Annotated in this window: 18 protein-coding genes and 1 riboswitch; of the genes, 8 read left to right on the forward strand and 10 right to left on the reverse strand. The window is 60.0% G+C overall.

Translation table 11 applies throughout. The features are described from left to right. Positions 1–11 precede the first annotated feature (11 nt). The 7 genes from MMW58_RS14990 to MMW58_RS15020 form a co-directional block, all read right to left on the reverse strand. The gene (locus tag MMW58_RS14990) at positions 12–572 is read right to left on the reverse strand and encodes an RNA polymerase sigma factor (protein WP_241721503.1); all 561 of its coding nucleotides are present in this window, start codon (positions 570–572) and stop codon (positions 12–14) included. Positions 573–577: 5 nt separating this feature from the next. Beyond that, positions 578–1,012: a hypothetical protein gene (locus tag MMW58_RS14995; RefSeq protein WP_241721504.1), complete on the reverse strand. Its 435-nt coding sequence runs from the start codon at positions 1,010–1,012 to the stop codon at positions 578–580. A gap of 139 nt (positions 1,013–1,151) precedes the next feature. After that, entirely contained in the window at positions 1,152–2,108 is a 957-nt protein-coding gene (locus MMW58_RS15000; RefSeq protein ID WP_241721505.1) for a hypothetical protein, read from the reverse strand. Between the two features lie 110 nt (positions 2,109–2,218). After that, positions 2,219–3,457, reverse strand: coding sequence for a sensor domain-containing diguanylate cyclase (locus tag MMW58_RS15005; RefSeq protein ID WP_241721506.1), 1,239 nt, complete (start codon positions 3,455–3,457; stop codon positions 2,219–2,221). Between the two features lie 317 nt (positions 3,458–3,774). Then, the gene (locus MMW58_RS15010; RefSeq protein WP_133600002.1) at positions 3,775–4,881 is read right to left on the reverse strand and encodes a DUF4056 domain-containing protein; all 1,107 of its coding nucleotides are present in this window, start codon (positions 4,879–4,881) and stop codon (positions 3,775–3,777) included. A 54-nt stretch (positions 4,882–4,935) separates the two neighbouring features. After that, entirely contained in the window at positions 4,936–5,895 is a 960-nt protein-coding gene (locus MMW58_RS15015; protein ID WP_241721507.1) for a hypothetical protein, read from the reverse strand. Between the two features lie 15 nt (positions 5,896–5,910). Further along, a complete protein-coding gene (locus MMW58_RS15020; protein WP_159237750.1) occupies positions 5,911–7,038 on the reverse strand; it encodes a BamA/TamA family outer membrane protein in 1,128 nt (375 codons plus the stop codon). A gap of 302 nt (positions 7,039–7,340) precedes the next feature. After that, positions 7,341–7,442: riboswitch (TPP riboswitch) on the forward strand. Between the two features lie 65 nt (positions 7,443–7,507). Between MMW58_RS15020 and MMW58_RS15025 the strand changes: the two genes are divergently transcribed. The 6 genes from MMW58_RS15025 to MMW58_RS15050 all read left to right on the forward strand — a co-directional run bounded on the left by MMW58_RS15025 (position 7,508) and on the right by MMW58_RS15050 (position 13,811). Next, a complete protein-coding gene (locus tag MMW58_RS15025) occupies positions 7,508–8,203 on the forward strand; it encodes a TenA family protein (RefSeq protein ID WP_159237749.1) in 696 nt (231 codons plus the stop codon). After that, entirely contained in the window at positions 8,200–8,928 is a 729-nt protein-coding gene (locus MMW58_RS15030) for an ABC transporter ATP-binding protein (protein ID WP_241721508.1), read from the forward strand. Before MMW58_RS15025 ends, MMW58_RS15030 begins: the two co-directional genes overlap by 4 nt. Next, positions 8,925–9,665 (forward strand): ABC transporter permease, encoded by a 741-nt coding sequence (locus tag MMW58_RS15035; protein WP_041145478.1) that lies wholly within the window; start codon positions 8,925–8,927, stop codon positions 9,663–9,665. The genes MMW58_RS15030 and MMW58_RS15035 overlap by 4 nt, the downstream gene beginning before the upstream one ends. 27 nt (positions 9,666–9,692) lie before the next feature. Continuing rightward, complete coding sequence (locus MMW58_RS15040; protein ID WP_241721509.1) at positions 9,693–10,628, forward strand: ABC transporter substrate-binding protein; 936 nt, start codon at positions 9,693–9,695, stop codon at positions 10,626–10,628. 306 nt (positions 10,629–10,934) lie between these two features. Beyond that, the gene (locus MMW58_RS15045) at positions 10,935–12,320 is read left to right on the forward strand and encodes a diaminobutyrate--2-oxoglutarate transaminase (RefSeq protein WP_241721510.1); all 1,386 of its coding nucleotides are present in this window, start codon (positions 10,935–10,937) and stop codon (positions 12,318–12,320) included. 9 nt (positions 12,321–12,329) lie between these two features. Further along, positions 12,330–13,811 carry a pyridoxal phosphate-dependent decarboxylase family protein gene (locus MMW58_RS15050; RefSeq protein WP_175636977.1) on the forward strand — a complete coding sequence of 494 codons (1,482 nt, stop codon included), beginning with the start codon at positions 12,330–12,332 and terminating at the stop codon, positions 13,809–13,811. A 110-nt stretch (positions 13,812–13,921) separates the two neighbouring features. On the opposite strand, the gene MMW58_RS15055 is transcribed toward MMW58_RS15050, so the two are convergent. After that, positions 13,922–14,431 carry a DUF4865 family protein gene (locus MMW58_RS15055; protein WP_133599811.1) on the reverse strand — a complete coding sequence of 170 codons (510 nt, stop codon included), beginning with the start codon at positions 14,429–14,431 and terminating at the stop codon, positions 13,922–13,924. A 105-nt stretch (positions 14,432–14,536) separates the two neighbouring features. Here MMW58_RS15055 and MMW58_RS15060 point away from each other — a divergent pair, with 105 nt between their 5' ends. Beyond that, positions 14,537–15,418 (forward strand): LysR substrate-binding domain-containing protein, encoded by an 882-nt coding sequence (locus tag MMW58_RS15060; RefSeq protein ID WP_241721511.1) that lies wholly within the window; start codon positions 14,537–14,539, stop codon positions 15,416–15,418. Positions 15,419–15,436: 18 nt separating this feature from the next. Here the strand turns inward: MMW58_RS15060 and MMW58_RS15065 are convergent, their stop codons facing one another. After that, entirely contained in the window at positions 15,437–16,219 is a 783-nt protein-coding gene (locus MMW58_RS15065; RefSeq protein ID WP_241721512.1) for an SDR family NAD(P)-dependent oxidoreductase, read from the reverse strand. Positions 16,220–16,337: 118 nt separating this feature from the next. Here MMW58_RS15065 and MMW58_RS15070 point away from each other — a divergent pair, with 118 nt between their 5' ends. After that, complete coding sequence (locus tag MMW58_RS15070) at positions 16,338–16,892, forward strand: TetR/AcrR family transcriptional regulator (protein WP_133599814.1); 555 nt, start codon at positions 16,338–16,340, stop codon at positions 16,890–16,892. On the opposite strand, the gene MMW58_RS15075 is transcribed toward MMW58_RS15070, so the two are convergent. Further along, on the reverse strand, positions 16,889–17,629 hold the full coding sequence (locus MMW58_RS15075; RefSeq protein WP_133599815.1) for a glutamine amidotransferase: 741 nt from the start codon (positions 17,627–17,629) through the stop codon (positions 16,889–16,891). The genes MMW58_RS15070 and MMW58_RS15075 overlap by 4 nt on opposite strands. Between the last annotated feature and the right edge of the window lie 35 nt (positions 17,630–17,664).

Consider the following 17,664-nt stretch of genomic DNA (forward strand, 5'->3'; position numbering starts at 1 on the left):
CGGGCGAGGATCTACCCGCTCATCAGCTCATCATAGAGGACGCGCAGGCGCGTACGCAGGTAGAGCACGGCTTTATGCTTGCGCGATAGCAGGGCCTGCTCGCTGGCCCCGCACTCTGCGGCCAGCTCTTTGTAGCTGTAGCCCAGCAGCTCGGTCTTTTCGAAGACCTCCCGCTGGGCGGCGGGCAGTTCGGCTAGCGCCTGGTTCAGCTCCTCCCACAGCAGCTCCTTCAGGTACTCGTCCTCCGGCGTTTGCGGCACCCCGAACAGGGTCTCCGCCAGCTCATCTTCCGGGAACTCACCCTCCTCATCCCCGGTGAAGTAGTCCGCCAGCGGCAGCTCGCGCTTTTTGCGCGCCCGGTCGGTCATTTCGTTGCGCGCGGCGCGGAACAGCCAGGCAGCAACGTTCTCCACCGGCTGCTCGACCGTCATCAACTGCCAGGTCACTTCCTGCAGAATATCGTCAGCCTCGTCGCGTACCGAGGTGCGGCCGCGAATAAAGGCCTTCAGCCGGGATCGGCAGTCGTTGAGCGCCGAAACAAGCAGTGACTCCCCCGCCGCTGCGCCTTTCATTTCGCTCACTCGCTCGGCGTCGTTTTAGACGCATCGTCTGTCGGCTCTGCGGGTTCATTGCGGCGATCGCGCCAGCCGCAGTGCCTGCGATGGTCGCGGCGGTCACGGTGACCAAAGCGCTGCATAAACTCTTCGCGCTGCTCGGGATTCATCTGCATCCAGCGTTCATGCATGCGCCGACGCTCGCGTCCCATGCCGAACATTCCCGGGCGGAAGCCAAGGCCGCCGAAGAGGATCCGCGACAGCGCCAGCAGACCTAAGGCCTGCCAGAAGCCGATGCTTTTAACGCCAATAATCGCCGGCAGCAGCGCGTTCCACAGCGACATCACCACCAGCCCGAGTAGCGCGACGATCGCCACGCCAACGATCAGCGGTTTGCCCATCCGATGGTGGCCAAAGCCGTAGTGACGACGGTTTTCATGCATATCAAAATCTCTCATCCTGTTGCTACCTCATGATTGTCGTGAATAGGGACTGCTGATGAGGTAGACGAATGAGCCGGAGAAATATTGCTAACAATTTTAAAAAAGCGGCTAAATATATTCATGCGCTGAATTTTTGGCAGCGAAGTGGCGCGCGCTAAAAGCTCATCGCCAGGCCAACGCCGTAGCCCTGGGTATTCTCACCAAACATATAGCGCGCCACGAGGCGGGTGCGGCTGATAAAAAAGTCATATTTACTGCTATCCAGCTCCAGGCCGATCCCCAGCGAGCTGAGGCCGTTGAAGCCCAGCTGCCCGCGCTGATCGCCCAGGTACTCGGTATGGGCCCCTTCGAGGACGTAGCGCACCGGGCTTTTCAGCATCGTCCAGTCGGCGATCGGCGCCCGGCGGCGAACGTAGAGCCCGAGGTTTTCGGCGCTGGCCTGGCCGCTGACCGCCTCGGGCGTATTGCCGAAGGTCTGCAGGCTCATGGCCGAGTAGCGAAGTTCGATATCAATATCCTGGGCGGGAGAAAACAGCTCGTAGTCCAGCATCAGCGACCCGCCCAGGCCGTAGGCGTTGAGCCTGCCACCGTCGAGGAATTGAAAATCGGCGTCCCTGCGCCGCTCAATCGCCCAGCTGCCGATACGCACGTCGCTGGCCATCGTGCCGAGCATCACGTTAACGATGGGCCGCAGCACCAGGCTGCCGCCCCACCGGTCTTTATACAGCCAGAAATCCCAGCCGACGCCGCCGGTGGCGGTGAGGCTGTTCCAGCGGGTCGGTATTTTGCGGCTGTCGCTGCCGTCGCTGAGCACAAACTGCGGATCGTAGCGGCTGTAGCCCATCGTGCCCTCAAGGTAAATCGGGACGCTTTCGCTCATCGTCGCGCCGCCGCCGAACTGGGTAATCGACAGCTTGTTCTTCTCGTTGGTGCCGGAGCCGATATTGAGATCGCTGGCGGTAACGTCGGGGACGACGGTATAGCTCATCAGCATTAATACCGCGTTCGCCCGCTGCTTTAAATGGCCGCCGTCGACGGCGAAGGCCGGCAATGAAGCCAGTGCCAGAGCGGCAGCCAGCGTGGAGAAGGTGCGGAATAAGGAAACGCTCATAGCTTAGTGGTCACCTCGTCCGCCGATTAGCGATTAGCCTGACCCAACGGGCCCGTTTGCTATCCAGTATAGCGGCACTCCGGCGCCGCCGGGCGGCATTGCGCCACGCCTCAATATTTTTCAACCAGATACAGCCGCACCTGGTTTCGTCCCTCTTTCTTCGCCGCATACAGCGCCTTATCGACGCGATTGAACAGCTGGTCGATCTCTTCGTCATCCTGCCGGTCGGCGACGCCGATGCTGACGGTCACCGGGCCGGGGTGATCCGCCAGCTGATAGCCGCTAACCGCGAGGCGGATGCTCTCCGCCATCTGCAGCGCCATCTCAATGGACCGCTCCGGCAGAAAGAGCAGAAACTCCTCGCCGCCCCAGCGATATATTTTGTCCTGATGCGTCACCGTCGATTCAAGGATCCGCGAAATAGTCAGTAAAACCTCATCGCCTTTCTGATGACCGTAGCTATCGTTAATGGCCTTAAAGTTATCGACATCAACCAGCAGCAGGCAAAAGCCGGTGGGTTTAAACGAGGCCGAATCCACGATGCGATAAAATTCGCGCCGGTTAAGCAGGCCGGTGAGCGGGTCGTGCGAGGCGGAAAACTCGAGCTCTCTTCTTAAATGCACCTCTTCGGTCACGTCGTGCACGATACAGAGCATCAGGCGAATATTGTAGAGCACCACCGGACCGGCGTAGGTTTGAACGTGGCGAATGGAGCCGTCAGCAAGAATATGGGTGAAGTTGAGCGGCTTATGGCCGCCGGGCAGGCTTGCGACGTTGCGCATGATCGGCAGAACGTCCCGGCCGAGGGTATTAATCTGCCAGGTGTGCTTCGCCCGCATCTCATCCGCGGTGTAATTATAAAAGCGCAGCGCGGCAATATTCGCGTCAATAATTCTGCCGTCGCGGTGAGGATCGATTAATAGCATGGGCGCAGAGTTGGTCATAAAAAAGCGCGAGAAAAACCCGTTGCTGCGCCGCTGATAATGCCGGGAGGCGGTATTGACTGATTCATTTTGCTCAAGCAGCTTCACCGCCTCGAATAGAATCAGGGTGTCATACTCTTCTGATTTAATCAGCGTGGTTTTACAATAAATCGAGGTCTGGCCGTCGAGGGAGTTAATTGTCCAGACTTCAAAAACCTCGGCAATATTTTTGAAGTAATAGAGATAATTCTGCAGGCTGACTTCCGGGCAGGTGGAGAATGTCCCTTTGCGCATCTGGTCCAGCGACATATCGCCGCTGAGGGCTCTGGAGGCCGGATTGCCGTAAAGTATGCGCTCTTTAAAAGGATGAACCACCCAAATAGGGGTGGCTAACAGGTCGAAAATAATTAATTCTTTTAATAGCATGCCGCCCTCCACCTGCCATACATCGTCAATCTGAAATCCAGTCACATGAGCATTCATCGCCTGCCGGCGAAAATAAAGCAAATTAAGCAGAGAGTTCAAAGGGATGACGCAGAAGCGCCAATTATAGCCGCATTTTTAATAGCAAACGGTGTCTGAGCTGGCAAAAAACGCTATTCAGCGTGCCTGCGCGGCACAGGCAGCTATTATTCAATCCATTTCAAATGGATAGAATAAACTGGCAGAGTTGGTAGTTTCTTTTTCATCCGCGCTATGCCGGTCGCGGCCCTCTTCCCGCAGGGATTTTTTCTCGCCGGCGCCTATTTTTCTATGCGCTCAAGCTGGGTTTTATCCGCCCGCGCGGCGCTTTCCGCCAGCCCCTGAAACTGCTCCGGCGTATAGAAGCTCTGCGGAACCGGCAGCGACTGCATATCATGCCCGGGGTGGATCTGCAGCTGCCCGAGGTCGGCAAGCGCAAACCCGGCCACCTTCTCCGGCATCGTCAGCCGATAGGGCTCGGCGCGCTCGAAAGGTACCGGCGTGGGCAGGCGATTGGCGCGCAGATCGTAGTTACGTTTTAACACCAGAAACTTATCCGGCACCCGGCGATGGCTGTTCCACCAGTCGCCGTCAAGCTGGCGGAACATCTTCTCCGTTTCGCTCCTCGGCGCGACCATCAGCTTGACCAGCACCTTTTTCAGCGCGTCGGTCATCGCCCGGTTGTAGTCGTCAACCGACCCGGCGCGCCCCTGCAAAATGACGTCGATCGCCAACCGCGCCCCGAGCAGATTGGAGTAGAGATCTTCCGGCGAAAATGCGGAGATCTCCTCCGAAAAGCCGGGCACCGACTGGAAGCCGTACCACTGGGCGATCTCATGCCACTGGGCAATTTCATACGCCAGATGTCCCGCCAGCCAGGCGGCGATCGTCACCCGCGCGGAAACTGACGCCGGCGGCATAAACGCGTTGAGCTGCACGCGCCTGACGCCAAGCTCCTCGCTATAGAAAATGCGCCCGGACTGCCCGAGGTTAGGGTAGATCCGGCTGTAGAGATAGAAGGTGTAGTCGGCGGTATCACGAACGTGGGCGATATCAATAAAGCCGCCGCGGCGGGTATAGATCAGCCCGTTTTTTTCCTCACTCAGGCCCACCAGGTTTTTCACGGCACCCAGCGCGCTATCGTTGTAGTGATGCTCCCCGAGGGTATCGAGGGTCAGCACGTTGCCAATCTGATAAACCGGGATCGGTACGCCAATGGCCCTGACCTGCAGGTCGTAGCCAAACGCACAGCAGGGTCGCAGAGACTCCGGCGGCGCCAGCTGGCCCGCCACCGGCGTCACCAGAGGATGGGTGATGGTCGGCAGCAGAGGATCTTGCGCGCACACGGAGAACGCCGCCGCCAGCAAAAACAACCAGCCATTACGCATTAACATCGTCTCCAGAACATAAAGCACGCTCGCGGCAAGCGGCAGGTTGAGAGGCTAAAAACGGTACTCTCCGGCAATAAAGAAGCTATTGCGTTCGTTGAAACCAATCTCGGTTAACAGGTTAAAATTCTGCGTGATCTCATACTGGGCGCCTATCAGCATGTTCCACGGCGAAGAGAGCCGCTGCTTAACGTCGAACTTGCCCTGGTCATCTTTATTCACCGCGGCAATCAGCGGCTGCAGCTCGGGCGGCATATGCAGATCCGACAGGTTGCCCTTAAACTCCTGCTGCACGTCCTGATACATGCTGCCGACCCAGATGCTCAAATTCGAGGGTCCGGCGATCCCCTGCATGCTGAAGCGATAGCCCACCCGCGGCGATACGGTGATGGCCGAGATCTTGCCGTCAAGGATATCGAAATCGGTACGGGTATAGTTGGTGTCCACCAGGCCAAACCAGTTGCCGTATCCTCCGGCCAGCGTAAAGCCGGTGCCCCAGGTAGTGCCTTTAAAGTCGAGCGCAAAGTCGATGTTCTGCAGCTGGCCGCTGTCGTGCAGGCGGTGGACGGAGCCGGCAATGATTCGGTCGATACCGGTGTACTTTGACGGGTCGGCATCCACGGAGACGTTGGAAACCGACGAGCCGCGGGTGTGGCCGGCTATCCCGTAGATATTTAAAAATGGAAAGACCCACATATCGAGACGCAGATTCTCGGTCTTACTTTTCTGCCGCGTGTGGCCGGCATCAATGGCAAACATATCGCTCGGAATAAGGTGATTGCCGAGCTTGAGCCCGGAAAAGCTGATGCTGTCGACCAGGATATCCTGACGAATATTCATATAGCTCAGGTTGATCCCAAACGGCAGCGGGATCGCATACCCGCGCGCCCTTGCCTCATCGCCCCAGATCGGAAAGTAGCTGTCGCCGTCGCCGGAAGCCGCGTCACCGCCGCTGGCTCCCCAGACGCTGCCGGAGGTCAGCAGTAGCGTTATTATGGCTTTAGTCCATCTCATTTTTTTCATCTGACCTTAAAGTCCGGAACCCACATTAAAATAGACCGCCTGCTGGTGCTCGCTGAAGGCGACGTCAATGCCCGTATGTAAGCCGTACTGCCGCGCTATCAGGTAGCGAAACCCCGTCCCCCACGCGGTTTCCGTCTGTTCCCACAATCCGTGCGCTTCATCGGCGGCGCTGCCGATACCGACAAACCCCTGCAGGATCCAGCGCGGCCGAAACTCCCAGGCGAGCTGAGTTTGCGCCGTGCTGACATAGTCGCCCTGATAGCGATAGCTGGCGATCCCGCGTAGCGCAATATAGGGACGCGCCATCGGGGTGAGATGGCGGTCATGGTGCGTGAGGGACTGATAGTCCCCCGCAAAGGCCAGGGTTAGCGTCCGGCTCAGCGGCATAAAGTATTTACCGTTGAGTGAAAACTGGTTGTACTGATAGTCACCCCCGAGCATGGAACGGTAAAAACGATACTCGCCCTGCAGCGATAACCCCTTCTTAGGGTAGAAAAAGTTATTGGTGGTGTCATATTCCGCCACCACGCCCAGCGCCGACGAGGTGCTCTGCTGGCCCAGTACCCGCTGCCAGACCCGATTGACCAGCGGGCTGTCGGTGGAGATATCGGTTTTGGCGTAGACCTGCGAGGCGCCGACAAAAACCGGGGAGTCGCCGACGCGGAACAGCAGCTTTTGCAGGCCGCCGTAGCCTTTGGTCCGCGTACTGATGCTGCGGTTTTGGCTAAATCCCGCCACATCGCCGGAGTAAATATCGAGGTTGATATCGGCATAGCCGAGCATCACCAGGTAGCGAATACGATCGTGATTCCAGCTATGACGGTGGCCGCCGCCGACAAACCAGGTGCCGTTCTGCGTCCCGCCTCCGCCAAACGCCGTCATCGGCGGCGGAATGTAGTTCTCGCCTTCGCGGGTGCCTTTACCGTGCAAAAACAGGCCGAAGAGTCCCCCGCCAAAGCCCACGGCAGGTTCAGTAATCACCAGCGGTACCGGCAAAAATCCGTAGGGGTTGTCCTGCAGATACTGGCTCATATCCAGCATGCTATCTTCAGGATCGAAAAAGTCCCCCGCCGTGGCGGGCGCGGCAAGCGGCACGATCAGCGCCAGCAGCAGCTGGGGGGATAACGGCTTCATGCACTCTCCAGGCGATAAGGGGTTTTAATACCCAGGTCACTGAAGAATAATGGCTTTCAGCTTATGAAAATATATAGTACGCGCCGCGGAAGTACCAATTGCCGGCGGCCGATTTTTTCCTTAATTTTGGATAAAAAAGCGTGCTAAATCACACTAATTACCTATAAAAATTTTCCGGATCCTGCTCGCCGTTCGCTTTTCAGCCAGGCTCTTCGTGACACCGTCACTTAAACCGCGCCAGCGCCGCCGAAGCAATGAGCCGCGGCCGGGATTGTAATCAAAAAGTGAATGTCGTATAACATGGCCCTACCGAGGGGTGTCCCGTGAGGGCTGAGATGGCGTAAGCCGAACCCTTTGAACCTGATCTGGGTCATGCCAGCGAAGGGACGGGTCGGCAATTTTGCCAGTTTTCCGCCATTGCCTGTTCATACTTCTGCACGCCCGGATCTCCCCTTAATCAGGAGGTCCTGTGATTCTTCCCGCATTTACCCAAGGCATCTACGGTCGTCTGCGCCAGCAGGCGGGACGCGACTGGCAGCACTACGTCGCGCATCCCTTTTTACACCAGCTGGCTGACGCCACCCTGCCCGAACCCGCGTTCCGCCGCTATCTGACGCAGGACTATCTGTTTTTGATCCACTTTGCCCGCAGCTATGCCCTGCTGGTCAGCAAGCTGCGCACCCTGCCGGAGATGCGCGCCGCCGCGGCCTCGATGAACGCCATCCTCAGCGAACTGCCGCTGCACGTCGGCTACTGCGCCGGCTGGGGGCTGGATGAAGCGACTATGGCCGCCGAGCCGGAAGCGGCTGAGACGGTCAACTACACGCGCTACGTGCTGGATATCGGCCACTCCGGCGACGCCCTGGATCTGCTGGCCGCGCTGATGCCCTGCGTGGCCGGCTACGCGGAAATCGGGCTCGGGCTGCTGCACAATCCGCAGACCCGCCTGAACGATAACCCCTATGCCTCGTGGATCCGCAACTACGGCGACGAAGGCTATCTTAACGGCGTCAACGCGGCGATCGCCCTGCTGGAAACCCTCTGGCAGCAGCGCGGCGGCGAGTCGAGATTCGCTGAGCTCAGCGCCATCTTCACCACCGCCACGCGGCTGGAGGCCAACTTCTGGCAGATGGGGCTGAACGCGGTAACGGAGGCGTCGGCGTGACGCCCCCGGCCATCCACGTCCGGGAACTGGGTTTGCGCTTCGGCTCGCGGGTTGTTTTTGCGGATTTGTCGTTCGATATCCCCGGCGGTCAGTGGGTCTCACTGCTGGGAGCCAGCGGTGCCGGAAAGACCAGCCTGCTGCGCATCATCGCCGGCCTCGCGGCGCCGACGTCCGGCCAGGTGTACGCCAGCGACGGGCAGCCCGTCGCGAAACGGCTGGCGTGGATGGGCCAGAAGGACCTGCTCTATCCGTGGCTGAGCGTGCGCGATAACGTCGCCCTCGGCGCGCGCCTGCGCGGGGAGCGCGTCGACCGCGCGCGCGTGACAACCCTGTTGCGTCAGGTGGGGCTGGAGCAGTGCGCCGACGATCGCCCGGCGTCGCTCTCCGGCGGCATGCGTCAGCGCGCGGCGCTGGCCCGCACGCTGTATGAAGACCGCCCCGTAGTCTTAATGGATGAGCCCTTCTCCGCCCTCGACACCATCACCCGCACGCGTATTCAAACCCTGGCGGCTGAACTGCTGGCCGAGCGTACCGTGGTGCTAATTACCCACGATCCGATGGAAGCCTGCCGCCTGAGCCACCGCCTGCTGGTGCTTTCTCCGTCTGCGGGCGGGATCGACGATTCGCACCATCTGGCCGGCCTGCCGCCGCGCGCGGCGGACGATCCCGCGCTGCTTGCCAGCCAGGCGGAGCTGCTGCAGCAGCTAATGAGGGCCGACGGATGAGGGGCAAGCTCTTTCGCGGCGCGGTGGTATTTAGCGGCCTGCTGCTGGTCTGGTGGCTGGTGACCCGCAGCGGGATCCCCGCCTTCCTGCTGCCTTCTCCCTCGGCGGTCGCCGGCGCCCTGTGGCTCAACCGGGCGTATCTCGGTTGGCATACCCTGGTGACGCTGAGCGAAATTGTCAGCGGGCTGCTGCTCGGGGTCCTGCTCGGCGTGGTGCTGGCGCTGTGCATGATTATCTCGCCGCGGCTGCAGCGCTGGCTGATGCCGCTGGTGCTGACCAGCCAGGCCATCCCGGTGTTCGCCCTCGCCCCTCTGCTGGTGCTGTGGTTTGGCTTTGGGATGAGCGCCAAGGTGATGATGGCGGTGCTGGTGATCTTCTTCCCCGTCACCTCCGCGTTCTTTGACGGCCTGCGGCGGGTCAATCACGACTATCTCGATCTGGCCCGCACGATGGGCGCCTCCTTTGGCGCCCAGCTGCGCCACGTGCGGCTGATGGCCGCGCTGCCGGCGTTGGGATCCGGCCTGCGGATGGCCGCCGCCGTCGCGCCGATTGGCGCCATCATCGGCGAATGGGTGGGCTCAGCCGAAGGGCTCGGCTACGTCATGCTCAACGCCAACGCCCGGCTGCAGACCGACATCTGCTTTGCGGCCCTCTTTATTTTAGTGCTGCTGACCGTCCTGCTGTGGCTGGCGGTTGACGCTTTCTTGCACCGGCTGATCGACTGGACGCCGGAATAATGACCTGTACGGATAATAAGGAATACCATGAGTAAACGTATTTTTGCCGGGATGGCCCTTAGCGCGCTTATCAGCGGACACGCCGCGGCGAACGAGAAGCTAACCCTGGTGCTGGACTGGTACATCAACCCGGATCACGCGCCGATTATGGTGGCGGAACAGATTGGCGCCTTTAAGGAACAGGGCCTCGACGTCAAAATCATTCCGCCATCCGACCCGGCGCTGCCGCCGCGGCTGGTGGCCGCTCGCCAGGCCGACCTCGCCATCACCTATCAGCCGCAGGTGCATTTTTTCGCCGATGAGGGGCTGCCGCTGGTGCGCGTCGGGACGCTGATTAACTCGCCGCTCAACACCATTATTGCGCTGGACAAGGACATCAAAACCCCCGCCGACCTGAAGGGGAAAAAGGTGGGCTACTCGGTGAGCGGCATCGAGCAGGCGACGCTGGCAACCATGGCGCAGTCGGCGCATATCGACCCGCAAAGCATCAAGCTGATTAACGTTAACTTCCAGCTGACCAGCGCCCTGCTTGCCGGCCAGGTCGACGCGGTTATCGGCGGCTATCGCAATATTGAGGCGCTGGAGCTGAAGCTGCAGGGCAAAGATCCGCAGGTGATGAACGTCGAGGATTACGGCGTGCCGGCCTACGACGAGCTGGTGATTGTCGCCAACCGCGATGAAGCGCACGCGGAGAAGATCAAAAAATTCCTCGTTGCGCTGCAAAAAGGCGTGACCTGGCTGCGCGCTCACCCGCAGGAGACGTGGCAGGCCTTCGCCGCCGCTCACCCTGAGCTCAATACCGAGCTCAACAAGCAGGCGTGGCTCAAAACGATCCCGCTGTTCGCCACCGACCCCGCGCCGCTGGATAAGCCGCGCTACGAAGCCTACGAACAGTTTTTGTTTAACAACAAGTTGGTTAAAAAAATCACACCTTTATCGCAGTACGCTATCGAACTGCGTTGAGTAACCCTACCGCTGGCGGAACTATTTCCGCCAGCGGCGTCAGCGAAGCGGTAATAAAACAGGGTAAAATCCTACACTAATAATTACACTTTTTATGGTTTTATGAACGTTAAAATAATGGATAAAAATCAGTCATTTATCATTAAATTTAACAATGTAAAAATAGCGTAAAAATAGCGCAATAAATAAAACGTTGAATGCGGATTTAAAAAGCCATATATTGTGCGCGCTTTATGAATGGCGATTCATTTTCTTAAACCAATTATTCAACCAGAGTTCAACCGTAACCCTGGTTGTGGGAGTGATATGATGACGGATAAAGTCCGTATTGATACTTTAAGTGCAGATTTATTGGACGCAAACAACGAAACCTTTTTGGCCCGTCAGGCCGAATTCGAATCGAACGTCAGAAGTTACCCGCGCAAGCTGCCGCTCGCGATTACCAAAGCGGAAGGCGTATGGCTGACCGATGCGGATAACAAACAGTACCTGGACTGCCTTGCCGGTGCTGGAACCCTGGCTCTGGGTCATAACCATCCTGACGTGCTGCAGAGCATCCAAAGTGTCATTACCAGCGGCTTGCCGTTACATACCCTCGATCTGACAACTCCGTTAAAAGATCGCTTCTCTGAATACCTGCTCTCTTTATTACCGGGCGAAGGTAAAGAATACTGCCTGCAGTTCACCGGCCCGTCCGGCGCTGACGCCGTTGAAGCGGCGCTGAAGCTGGCGAAAAAATACACCGGCCGTTCTTCGGTGATCAGCTTCTCCGGCGGCTACCACGGGATGACCCACGGCGCGCTGTCGGTGACCGGTAACCTGTCGCCGAAAGAAGCGGTTAACGGCATGATGCCGGAAGTGCAGTTCATGCCGTACCCGCATCAGTACCGCTGCCCGCTGGGTATCGGTGGTGAAGCCGGCGTGAAGGCGCTGACCTACTACTTCGAAAACCTGATCAACGACGTTGAAAGCGGCGTGCGTAAGCCTGCGGCGGTGATCCTTGAAGCCGTTCAGGGCGAAGGCGGCGTGAACCCGGCGCCGATCGAGTGGCTGCAGCGCATTCGTAAAGTGACCCAGGAGCACGGCATTCTGCTGATTATCGATGAAGTCCAGGCCGGCTTCGCGCGTACCGGCAAACTGTTTGCCTTCGAGCACGCGGGCATTGAGCCGGACATCATCGTGATGTCCAAAGCCGTAGGCGGCGGTCTGCCGCTGGCCGTTCTCGGTATCAAGAAGCAGTTTGACGCCTGGGAACCAGGTCACCACACCGGCACCTTCCGCGGCAACCAGCTGGCAATGGCAACCGGCCTGACCACCCTGCGTCACCTGAAAGAGAACGACGTCGCCGGTAAAGTCGCGGCCCAGGGCGAGTGGCTGAAAGGCAAGCTGGCCGACATGCAGAAACGCTACCCGGTCATTGGCCACGTTCGCGGTCTCGGTCTGATGATCGGCATCGAAATCGTTAAGCCGAACGAAGCTCAGGATCATATGGGCTGCTACCCGGCAGACGGCGCGCTCTCTGCTCTGCTGCAGAAAAAATGCTTCGAAGCGGGCCTGATCCTTGAGCGCGGCGGCCGTAACGGCTGCGTCCTGCGCCTGCTGCCGTCGCTGCTGATCAGCAACGCTGAGCTGGAAATTTTCTTCGACAAATTTGAACAGGCCCTGCTGGCCGCCGGCGTAAAACCGGTCTGAGTGGAGTAAGTGACCGCCATGTCCCAATTGAATCCGATCCTTGCCGGTTCGCCGCAGAGCATTGAGGCGTATCAGCAGGTTATCGCTCAGACCAGCCAGGCCGTCGCGCAGTGGCTCAAGCAGCCTGAGATGTATCAAGGCAAAAGCGTCGCCGAGCTGCGCGAGCGCATTACCCTTGAGTTCACCGAACAGGGTCTGGGCAACCAGGCGGCGATTGAACGTGCGATCGAGTACTTCCTGAAAGACAGCCTGTCGGTGCATCACCCGCAGTGCGTGGCGCATCTCCACTGCCCAAGCCTGGTGGTAAGCCAGGCGGCGGAAGTGCTGATTAACGCCACCAACCAGAGCATGGACTCCTGGGACCAAAGCCCGTCCGCTACCATCATTGAGATGAAGCTGATCGAGTGGCTGCGCGCCCGGGTGGGCTACCGGGCAGGCGACGCCGGCGTATTTACCAGCGGCGGCACCCAGAGCAACCTGATGGGCCTGATGCTGGCGCGCGATGCATTCTTCGCCCGCCAGGGTCACTCAATTCAGCAGGATGGTCTGCCGGGCGATATTCGCAAGTACAAAGTGTTCTGTTCTGAAAACGCCCACTTCTCGGTGCAGAAGAACATGGCGCTGATGGGCCTCGGCTACCGTTCGGTCACGCTGGTCAAAACCGACCGCTTTGCCCGCATGGACGTCGAAGATCTGAAGGCGAAAATTGCCGAAGCGCAGGCCAATGGCGAGCAGATCATGGCGATCGTGGCGACCGCGGGCACCACCGACGCGGGGGCTATCGACCCGCTGCGCGTGATTGCCGGCATTGCGGCGGAGCATCAGATCTGGCTGCACGTGGATGCGGCCTGGGGCGGCGCGCTGCTGCTTTCCGAGCACTACCGCGATTATCTGGACGGCATTGAGTGCGTGGACTCCATCACCCTGGACTTCCACAAGCAGTTCTTCCAGACCATCAGCTGCGGCGCGTTCCTGCTCAAAGACGCGCGCCACTACGAGCTGATGCGCTATCAGGCGGCCTACCTGAACTCCGAGTTCGATGAAGAAAACGGCGTACCGAACCTGGTGTCCAAATCGCTGCAGACCACCCGCCGCTTCGACGCCTTGAAGCTGTGGATGGCGCTGGAAGCGCTGGGGCAGAAGCAGTACGCGGCAATTATCGATCACGGCGTGACGATGGCGAAAAACGTCGCTGAATACGTTGCCAGCCAGCCGACGCTGGAGCTGGTGATGGAGCCGCAGCTGGCAAGCGTGCTGTTCCGTTCTCGCCCGCAGCAGACCGCGGGCAGCGACGATGCCGCCATCGCCCTGCTCAACCAGCGCATCGGCGACGCGCTGCTGGACTCCGGTCGCGCCAACGTCGGCGTCACCGAGCACAACGGCGTCACCTGCCTGAAGCTGACGCTGCTGAACCCAATCGTCACCCTTGATGACGTGAAGGTGCTGCTGAACCTGGTTGAACGCACCGCCCAGGAAGTGCTGGCAAAGTAAGCTGAACGCCCGGATTACGGCGCCTGCGCCCGATCCGGGGTTACGCCCCTTGCCGCCCCGCCCGGGACGTTAGCCTCCCGAAAGCCGATAACTCACCTTATCGGCTTTTTTTACGCCTCTCCTCGCGCCACGTAGCCGATGCGATAGCTCTCTCCTGCCGCCGACGGCGCATCGCCAAAGCTCACCTCCATCAGCTGCCAGCGGCTCACGTCCCATGCGCAGAGCGGCCCCTGCAGCTCGAGGCTTGCCAGATCGCTAAACGGCGCAATGGCGCGTTTTTCAACGCTCAGCCAGGACTTATCCATCACCTCCGCGACCTCCGGTACCCGCAGCGCCAGCCAGCTTTCAATGCGCGGCCAGCCAAAGTTCTCGCACAGGCGGGCAAAACCGGGACTCTGCAGAAAGCGCGCCATCGCCCCGGCGTTTTGCCAGACGTACAGCGGCGCGTAGCGGTTCTCCGCCGCGGGCATCGCGCGGTCATCTCGGCGGGAATAAAGATAGGTTTTAAATACCAGGCCGGGAAAGCCGTCCAGCTTTGCGCCGCCGTCGGCAATGCGGCGCTCAATAATCGACATGTCGTAGTCGGCGGGCAGCGTAAAACGGTATTGCATAACGATCATGGTCACTCCGGAAGGTAATATTGACGTTGGGGCCAGTGTGGTGCCACAGTACCTTCCTGAAAATCGAATAATTCAGGAGTCATCGTCCTGAATAAGAGGATAATTATGGAAAAGCTCACGCCGGCGCTGGATCTCGATGCGCTACGTACCTTTGTGACCGGGATCGAATGCGGCAGCTTTGCCCAGGCGGCGGTGCGCCTGTCGCGATCCACCTCGGCGGTCAGCGCTCAGCTTAAGAAGCTGGAGATGCAGTGCGACGCCGGGCTGGTGGTGAAACAGGGTCGCCACCTGGCGCTCACCGCCGAGGGCGAAAAGCTGATGGGCTATGCCCGGCGCATGCTGGAGCTCAACGATGAGACCCTGCGCGCCCTCAAAGGCGAACGGCTTACCGGCGAAATCCGCATCGGGATGCAGGAGGATTTTGGCGAATCCCTGATGCCGGGGATCCTCGGCCAGTTTAAGCGCCACCACCCGCAGCTGCGGATCGTCGCCAGGGTGGACCGCAATCTGCCCCTGCGTCAGGCGCTGGCCGAACGCACGCTGGATATGGCGCTGCTGTGGCAAACCGACAACGCCGGGCACACCTTCGGCCAGTGCCCGCTGGAGTGGATTTATCATCCGGATCTCGACGTCGCCGCCCTGCTGGCCGCCGGCGAGCCGCTTCCGCTGGTGATGTTTGAAAGCCCGTGCCTGATGCGCTCAAGGGCCATCGCTGCGCTCGATGCGGCGGCCATTGCGTGGCAGGTGATGTTTGTAAGCCATAGCCTCAGCGGGGTCTGGGCGGCGGTGCAGGCCGGATTAGGGCTGACGGTGCGAACCAAAATCGGCATGCCGCAGAACCTGCGTGCCGCCGGCGGGCTGCTGCCATCGCCGGGAAGCCTGGCCATCGGCCTGGAAGAGAATCCGCTGCAGGCGCGCAACGCCCCCGCCTGCGCGATGCTCGGACAGCTGATGGCGGAGGCGCTGAGCGGGCTAACGTTCAGGTGACAACGTCACTAAAAGGCGTCAGGCGCGGTAGCGCGGTGCCGGTTCCGACTGCGCGAAGCCGGGCAGCATCGCCTGGCGCGCCGCATTCATGGCGCTCCACTGCGCTTCGTCGTGCAGCGGCGGAATAGTGACTAATTCGCGGCGATCGAAACCCGCCAGCGCCGCATCCACCAGTTTATCCACCTCCATCAGGCCGGGAATGGTATCAACGTCTTTGCCGCTGCGCTGCCAAATCTCGGTGCGGGTTGCCGCCGGCAGCACCGCCTGAACGTAGACTCCCCTGGCGGACAGCTCCACGTCGAGCGCCTGAGAGAGAAACAGCACAAAGGCTTTGGTTGCGCCATACACCGTCAGGCCCATTTCCGGAGCCAGTCCGACAACCGAGGCGATGTTGACGATCGCCCCTTCCCCCGCGGCCGCCAGCCGGGGAGCGATAGCGTGGGCCAGGCGGGTCACCGCCGTTACGTTGAGCGCAATCAGCCGGGAGATCTCTTCCCCGTTCTGGTTGATAAAATCGCCGGGAATGGCGGTGCCGGCATTGTTAATCAGAATGCCGATGCGCGTATCTTCCCGCAGACGCTGCTCGACGGCGGCAACGTCGTCATCGTTAGTCAGATCGGCGGTTAAAATGTCGACCTGCACCCCGGCCTCGCTGCGCAGACGCTGGGCCAGCGCGGTAAGGCGTTCGGTATTGCGCGCGACGAGAACCAGATCGTGGCCGCGTTGGGCAAAGCGTTCGGCGTAGACTGCGCCAATCCCGGTCGATGCGCCGGTTACCAGTACGGTTGATTTGCTGCTCATTCTGAACTCTCCTGAATTTATACATGATGGTCGTCATGAATAATGTCACAGGCTGGGTATGCTGTAAATAATGTTATATGATGGTCATCATAAATAATTTTCAGCGCGGGATAACGCCATGAGAGTGAGCAGAAAACAGGTCGAAGAGAATAAGCAGACAATCCTTGCCGCCGCCGGTCGTCTGTTTCGCGAGCGGGGTTTTGATGCGGTCACGGTCACCGATATCATGAAATCAGCGGGTCTTACCCACGGTGGATTTTACGGCTACTTCAAATCGAAGGATGAGCTGATCGCCCTGACCCTGGCGGAGCTGCAGACAGCGAGCGGCGCCGTTGAAAACGGCAGCGCGCCGCAAATCGAACGCTACCTCTCTCCCGAACACCGGGATAATTGTGCCGGCGGCTGCCCGCTGGCGGCGCTGGCGGCGGACACTATCCGCCAGTCGGAGCCGGCCCGGAGCGAAATGACCGCCGGGCTCAAGCAGCAGATAGCCAATCTGAGCAAGACGGTTAACGGGGAAGATGACGCGGCGAGGCGCCGCGCGGCCGTCGGCAGCTGGTCGGCGATGGTCGGGGCGGTGATTCTGGCGCGAATGACCAGCGATTCGGCACTCTCGGACGAAATTCTTCGCGAAACGGCGGCCTGGCTGCAGGAGAAAGCGCCGCAGGCTTAGGCCGTTCGGCGATCCGGGGTCAGATAGTGAGCGACAAAGCGGGTCAAAATCGCCGAGGCCACCGGGCTCTCCTCAACCGCACCGCTCAGCCTGTCCGGGTCAATCCCCTCACTGCGCAGCACCGCCTGGCGGTAGTAAATCAGCGAGCGGGCAATCTCCGGGGTGATTTCGGGGTGGAACTGGGTCGACAGCGCGTGGGCACCGTAGCGAACGATCTGATGCGGATCGTGCTCGGACGAGGCCAGTACCGTCGCCCCCTGCGGCAGTTTGATCACCGTTTGCAGATGCGTAAGGTGGGCGCTGAAGGGCTCGGGATGGTCGGCAATCAGGCTATCATCACGGCCAGCGGCCGAGAGCGAAATGGTTTTGCTGCCGGTTTCGCGCCCGGCCGGATGGTAATCCACCTCGCCGCCCAGCGCGTGGGCCATCAGCTGATGACCGTAGCAGACGCCAAACAGCGGCATCTCGATGGTCATCGCGGCGCGGATCCACTCCGCGGTCATCTCGCTCCACGCCAGGCGTTCCGTCACCATATCCCAGGAGCCGGTGATCACCGCCACCGTATCGTTATCCGGTGCCGGAAGCGGCTCGCCGGCAAATACGCGCACCGCGCTGATCTGCTCCCGCCACGGCGCCAGCAGGTCGGCGAACCATCGCGGCAGGTCGCCGTGATCGGCGACAATCTCCTGCGGCGGCGTGCCGGTCTGCACAATAAGCAGCTTGTTTCTCAATGCCATTACCTTTTTCCCTCAATGCTTACCCCGACGCTTCA

This window comes from Klebsiella sp. HC6, assembly GCF_022605325.1.
In the GTDB taxonomy this organism is placed as follows: Bacteria; Pseudomonadota; Gammaproteobacteria; order Enterobacterales; family Enterobacteriaceae; genus Klebsiella; species Klebsiella terrigena.